This is a genomic window from Gryllotalpicola sp. CP2-P1, assembly GCF_057512245.1.
On record NZ_JBLRDT010000176.1, the window covers coordinates 1 to 5,135 of the forward strand.

Consider the following 5,135-nt stretch of genomic DNA (forward strand, 5'->3'; position numbering starts at 1 on the left):
CGCACCCGTCTTGGCGAGCGCCTTGACCAGCAGCCACGAGCCGAGGCCGGCGATGACGATGCCCGAGACGATCGTCGTCGACGCATAGAGCAGGGCGAACAGCGGCTTCGCGCCCGGGTACCAGACCGTGAGGTCGAGGACCGACTCGCCGACACCGGCTCCGAGGCCGCCGAGCAGGGCCGCCCCGAGCCCCCAGCGGCGGTACAGCAGGATCGCGAACACGACCTCGACGCCGAGTCCCTGCGCAAGACCGGACAGCAGGGTCAGCGGGCCCCACACCGTGCCGAGCAGGGCCGACACGCTGGCGGCGACCAGCTCGCCGAACAGCGCGGCGCCCGGCTTCCGCACGATCAGGCCCACCAGCACGCCGGCGAACAGCCATGGGCCGTTGATGAGGCCCTGCATCCCGGGAAGAGCGGCCTCGAGCGGCGCCCCGACGGGGTTGGACACGAGGTCCCACACCCAGAACACCACTCCGGCGGCGACGGCCAGAACCGCGGCGATGACGATGTCGACGGGGCGCCACTTCAGCGACCTGGCGCGCTTCGGCGCGGCATCCGTCAGCGAATCGATTGTTGCGTGCACTCGTTGATCCCTTTCCCTGAAGAAACGAGGGCACGGGAAATGAGAATGTCTGCCTCCCTGCGCCGGCATGACCCGGATCAGGTTCGACGGTCGAAGGTTGAGAACCTTCCTCTCAGCCCGGCTCACCGGACTCCCGTGTACAGGCCCCAATCATAGACTGAGCCGCATGACCCCGTTCGCACCCGTGATCGCGCTCGCGATCGCGTTCATCGTGCTGCTGCGGGTTCTGATCTGGCGGCGTCGCCGGGACGAGAAGCGGCGCGCCGAGCGCCGGGCCGCTCGACGCTAACGGCGCTTCGTGCGTGCGCGCGCCAGGCCTTTGAGCACGCCGCCGGCGACCCAGACCAGAGGAGTCGCAACGGCGATCAGCGTGACGATGTTGGGCTCGAAGCGCAGCCCGCGGATGTCGCGGACGTAGGCGCCGAACGGAACGCTCAGAGCGACTCCGCCGCCCCCGCTGCCTTCCCCCTCGCCGTTCAGCGCGGACTCCCCCGGGCGCTCGCCGCTGCCGTGGCCCTCGCCCGCACCGAACGCGTGATACGACAGCGCGACGGGCATGATGTGGACCCCGTTCAGCTCGGTCGCCTCGCCGTACACGGTCGACAGGCCGAAGCCCTTGATCAGTTCACCGATTCTCTCCGCAACGCTGCTCATGCGTGCCACGCTACGCGGCGCCCCGCCGCGGTGCCAGGGTCTTCTCAGACGCCGCCTCACTCGCATGGGAAGATCGACCGATGCCCGCCCGACGCCTGAGCCGCATGGTCGCCGACGCCGTTCTCGGCGTCGTCGCGCTCGCCGTCGCGGCGCTCCTGCTCTGGCACGGGGCGATCCCCGACCGCGGCGGAGTCATGGGCCTCATCGAGTCGGTGCTGCCGTGGTTCGGCATCCTCATCGTCCTGCTCGCGATCATCGCGGCGGCCCGGCGATCGGCATTCGCGGGAATCGGAGCACTCGTGGCGGCGGTCGTGTGGGCGGCGCTCTTCGTCCCCCAGCTGACGCCGCATCATGGCGAGGGCGACGCGAACCTCAGCATCATCAGCGAGAACGTGGATGCCGACAACGCCGACCCCGGCGCGACCGTGGCCTCCATCGCCGCACGGCACCCGCAGGTCATCGCGCTTCAGGAGCTCACCGACACGTCGACGCAGGCGGCGCTGACCACGCTGGCCGGCGCCTACCCGCACCACTACATCGTGGGCACCGTCGGAGTGTGGAGCGAGCTGCCGCTCTCGAACGGCCACTCGCTCACGTTGGGCCTCGGCTGGAAGCGGGCGCTCAGCGTCGACGTGCAGACCGATGAGGGTTCGGTGCGGGTCTACGCCCTGCACGCGGCGTCGCTGAGGCCGGGGCAGTTCACTCAGCGCGACGAGATGCTGCGCACCCTCGCGGCCACCCTGCGCGCCGACGACTCGACGCGGCTCATCGCCGTCGGGGACTTCAACGCGGCGTCCACCGACCGCGCCTTCCGCCAGCTGCTCGACACCGTGAGCGAGCCGCGCACGAGCCAGTGGGGCCTCGGCTTCACGTGGCCCGCACGGCTGCCCGTCGCCCGCGTCGACCACCTGCTCGAACGCGGCCTCGGCGTCGTCTCGAGCGTCGTGCTGCCCGCGAACGGCAGCGATCACCGCCCGATCGAGGTCGGCCTGAACTAGCCGCGGTAGTGATCGCTCTCGCCGACGCGCCGCGGCTTCGTGCCGAGCAGCGCCGCGGGTCCGAGCACCCCCGCGCCGAACTTCGCCGCGATGCCGTCGACGGCCCGCTCGGTCTCGCGCCAGTCCTCGTCGGGGTCCCACAGGGCCGGCTGGCCGGCATCCGGCTCGAGCTGCTCGACCCGCACGCCGATCAGCCGCACCGGCGCGCGCTCCCGCCAGGCCTCGTCGAGCAGCGCCACCGCCTCCTCATAGATGCGGCGGCCGACCGAGGTGGGCTCGGGCAGCGTGCGCGAGCGCGAGATGGTGCGGAAGTCGGCGAAGCGCAGCTTGAGGCTCACCGTGCGCCCGGCGACGGATGCCTGGCGCAGCCGCTCGGCAGCACGCGAGGCGAGCCGCAGCAGCTCGCGCCGCAGCACCGCGGGGTCGGTGACGTCGAACTCGAAGGTCTCCTCATGGCCGATCGACTTCTCGAGGCGGGTCGTCTCGACCTCGCGCACGTCGATGCCGTTCGACAGCTGCCACAGGCGCCTGCCGCCGACCCCGAGCCGCTTCTCGAGCAGCTCGACCGGCGCGGCCGCGATGTCGGCGACGGTACGCAGCCCGAGGCCCGCGAGCGCGGTCTGCGTCGACGGGCCCACGCCCCACAGCGCACCGACGGGCAGCGGGTGCAGGAAGTCGAGGGTCTGCGCGACCGGCACGACGAGCAGGCCGTCGGGCTTGGCCCGGCCCGAGGCGAGCTTGGCGACGAACTTGGTTCCGGCGACTCCGACCGATGCCGGCAGCCCCGTCTCGCGGCGCACCCATTCGCGCAGCTGAGCCGCGATGTGCGCGGGGCTGCCGAGGAGCTTGCGCGCGCCGGCGACGTCGAGGAAGGCCTCGTCGATCGAGACCGGCTCGACGAGCGGGGTCGCCCGCCGGAAGATCTGCATGACCTGGCGGGACAGCTCGGCATACCGCTCCATGCGAGGGTCGACGGTGATGGCATCCGGGCACAGCCTCAGCGCCTGCGCGACGGGCATCGCCGAGCGCACGCCGAACCGGCGAGCCTCATATGAAGCGCTCGAGACGACCGACCGCCCGCTCGCATGACCGACGATGAGCGGCTTGCCCGCGAGCTCGGGCCGGTCGAGCACCTCCACCGACGCATAGAAGGCGTCCATGTCGACGTGCAGGATGTGGGCGCCGGTGTCGTCCACCGGCCCGACCGTCACCTGGCGGTCGCTTCCATCCGTCTTGCCCACGTCGTCCATCTTCTCTCGGGCAACTGATAACCGGGCGGGTCGAAACGATTCGATGAATCTGCCTAGGCTGGGGCCATGGAATTCAGATACCTCGGCAACTCGGGTCTCAAGATCTCCGAGATCATCTACGGCAACTGGCTCACCCACGCTTCGCAGGTCGAGAACGACGCGGCCAACGCGACCATCCACGCCGCGCTCGACGCCGGCATCTCGAGCTTCGACACGGCCGACGCCTATGCGAACACGGCGGCCGAGGTCGTGCTCGGCGACGCGCTCAAGGGCGAGCGTCGTGAGAGCCTCGAGATCTTCACGAAGGTGTACTGGCCGACCGGCCCCGGCGGCAAGAACGACACCGGTCTCTCGCGCAAGCACATCATGGAGTCGATCAACGGCTCGCTCACGCGCCTCGGCACCGACTACGTCGACCTCTACCAGGCGCACCGCTTCGACTACGAGACGCCCATCGAAGAGACGATGCAGGCCTTCGCCGACATCGTGCGACAGGGCAAGGCGCTGTACATCGGCGTGAGCGAGTGGAATGCCGACCAGATCCGCGCGGGCCACAAGCTCGCGAAGGAGCTGGGGTTCCAGCTCATCTCGAACCAGCCGCAGTACAACATGCTGTGGCGCGTCATCGAGCAGGAGGTCGTGCCCACCTCCGAAGAGCTCGGCCTCTCGCAGATCGTGTTCTCGCCCATCGCGCAGGGCGTGCTCACGGGCAAGTACCTGCCCGGGCAGCCGGCGCCCGAGGGCAGCCGCGCGACCGATGAGAAGGGCGGCAAGAACATGATCGCCCGGTGGATGCGCGACGACCTGCTGACCGCCGTGCAGAGCCTCAAGCCGATCGCAGACGAGCTCGGCCTCACGCAGGCTCAGCTCGCCGTGGCGTGGGTGCTGCAGAACCCGAACGTCGCCGGAGCGATCGTGGGCGCGAGCCGCCCCGAGCAGATCGCCTCGAACGCCGCCGCAGCCGGCGTGAAGCTCGAGGCGTCCGTTCTCGCCAAGATCGACGAGGCGCTCGGGGGCTTCACCGAGACGGACCCGACGCTCACGCAGTCGCCCGAGACGCGCGTCGCCTGAGCCGTTCGACAGGGAGGCCGCCCTTCGGGGCGGCCTCTTCCGTTTGACGGTTCCCCAAAGGTGTTCGGTAGTATCTACCCCCATTAGGGGCACAGAGCAGCTACCCGACGCTCTGCAGCCATGATCAGCGGAGGGAACCCGTGACGGACACCACCCCCATGACCCACACTCCTCACATCGAAGCCACCGTGGTGCGCAGCGCCGAAGGGCCGTACATCGGCCAGATCTCGGTCGACGGCTCGATCACCACGATCGAGGGCCGCACCGAGGACGGCGTGCGTCGTGACATCATCCGGGCCGTCGCGGGGGTCGCCCAGCGGCTCGACCGGCCCGTTCGCCTGATCGCGCGCGACAGCCTCGGCACGCAGGAGGTGCGGGTCTCTGCCGACGGGTACACCGAGGCGCTGAGCCCGGTCTCGCCCGCCCCCTCCGCGCCGCCCTCAGCGCCGCCCGCCCCGGCGGCCGGGCTCGACTTCGACGCCATCATCGGCGCGGGCGACCAGCACAACCCGGGCCAGAGCCCCGTCAGCGACGACGACACCCTGACGCAGCCCGCCGGCCGCTCGGCGGCCGTTCC

General features: G+C 70.5%; 7 protein-coding genes and 1 riboswitch. Of the genes, 4 read left to right on the forward strand and 3 right to left on the reverse strand.

Translation table 11 applies throughout. From position 1 onward, the window contains the following. The coding region (locus ACM2XV_RS11995; protein WP_487027084.1) for an ECF transporter S component at positions 1–585 on the reverse strand (585 nt) is incomplete at its 3' end. A gap of 36 nt (positions 586–621) precedes the next feature. Further along, positions 622–732: riboswitch (TPP riboswitch) on the reverse strand. Positions 733–751: 19 nt separating this feature from the next. Here ACM2XV_RS11995 and ACM2XV_RS12000 point away from each other — a divergent pair. Then, on the forward strand, positions 752–874 hold the full coding sequence (locus ACM2XV_RS12000; protein WP_344778799.1) for a hypothetical protein: 123 nt from the start codon (positions 752–754) through the stop codon (positions 872–874). Here the strand turns inward: ACM2XV_RS12000 and ACM2XV_RS12005 are convergent. Then, the gene (locus ACM2XV_RS12005; RefSeq protein WP_344778797.1) at positions 871–1,239 is read right to left on the reverse strand and encodes a hypothetical protein; all 369 of its coding nucleotides are present in this window, start codon (positions 1,237–1,239) and stop codon (positions 871–873) included. The genes ACM2XV_RS12000 and ACM2XV_RS12005 overlap by 4 nt on opposite strands. Positions 1,240–1,319: 80 nt before the next feature. Between ACM2XV_RS12005 and ACM2XV_RS12010 the strand changes: the two genes are divergently transcribed. Next, positions 1,320–2,237, forward strand: coding sequence for an endonuclease/exonuclease/phosphatase family protein (locus ACM2XV_RS12010; protein ID WP_487027085.1), 918 nt, complete (start codon positions 1,320–1,322; stop codon positions 2,235–2,237). On the opposite strand, the gene ACM2XV_RS12015 is transcribed toward ACM2XV_RS12010, so the two are convergent. After that, positions 2,234–3,478, reverse strand: coding sequence for a DNA polymerase IV (locus tag ACM2XV_RS12015; protein WP_487027086.1), 1,245 nt, complete (start codon positions 3,476–3,478; stop codon positions 2,234–2,236). The genes ACM2XV_RS12010 and ACM2XV_RS12015 overlap by 4 nt on opposite strands. Positions 3,479–3,553: 75 nt before the next feature. Between ACM2XV_RS12015 and ACM2XV_RS12020 the strand changes: the two genes are divergently transcribed. Beyond that, on the forward strand, positions 3,554–4,558 hold the full coding sequence (locus ACM2XV_RS12020; RefSeq protein WP_344778791.1) for an aldo/keto reductase family protein: 1,005 nt from the start codon (positions 3,554–3,556) through the stop codon (positions 4,556–4,558). A gap of 158 nt (positions 4,559–4,716) precedes the next feature. After that, positions 4,717–5,135, forward strand: a 419-nt coding sequence (locus tag ACM2XV_RS12025) for a hypothetical protein (protein ID WP_487027087.1), incomplete at its 3' end; no start/stop codon positions are given.

What these genes read in the sequence shown, in the direction of transcription:
- ACM2XV_RS12005 (WP_344778797.1), bottom strand. Translation starts at nt 1,239, where the DNA reads ATGAGCAGCGTTGCGGAGAGAATCGGTGAACTGATCAAGGGCTTCGGC.
- ACM2XV_RS12020 (WP_344778791.1), top strand. Translation starts at nt 3,554, where the DNA reads ATGGAATTCAGATACCTCGGCAACTCGGGTCTCAAGATCTCCGAGATC.
- ACM2XV_RS12000 (WP_344778799.1), top strand. Translation starts at nt 752, where the DNA reads ATGACCCCGTTCGCACCCGTGATCGCGCTCGCGATCGCGTTCATCGTG.
- ACM2XV_RS12010 (WP_487027085.1), top strand. Translation starts at nt 1,320, where the DNA reads ATGCCCGCCCGACGCCTGAGCCGCATGGTCGCCGACGCCGTTCTCGGC.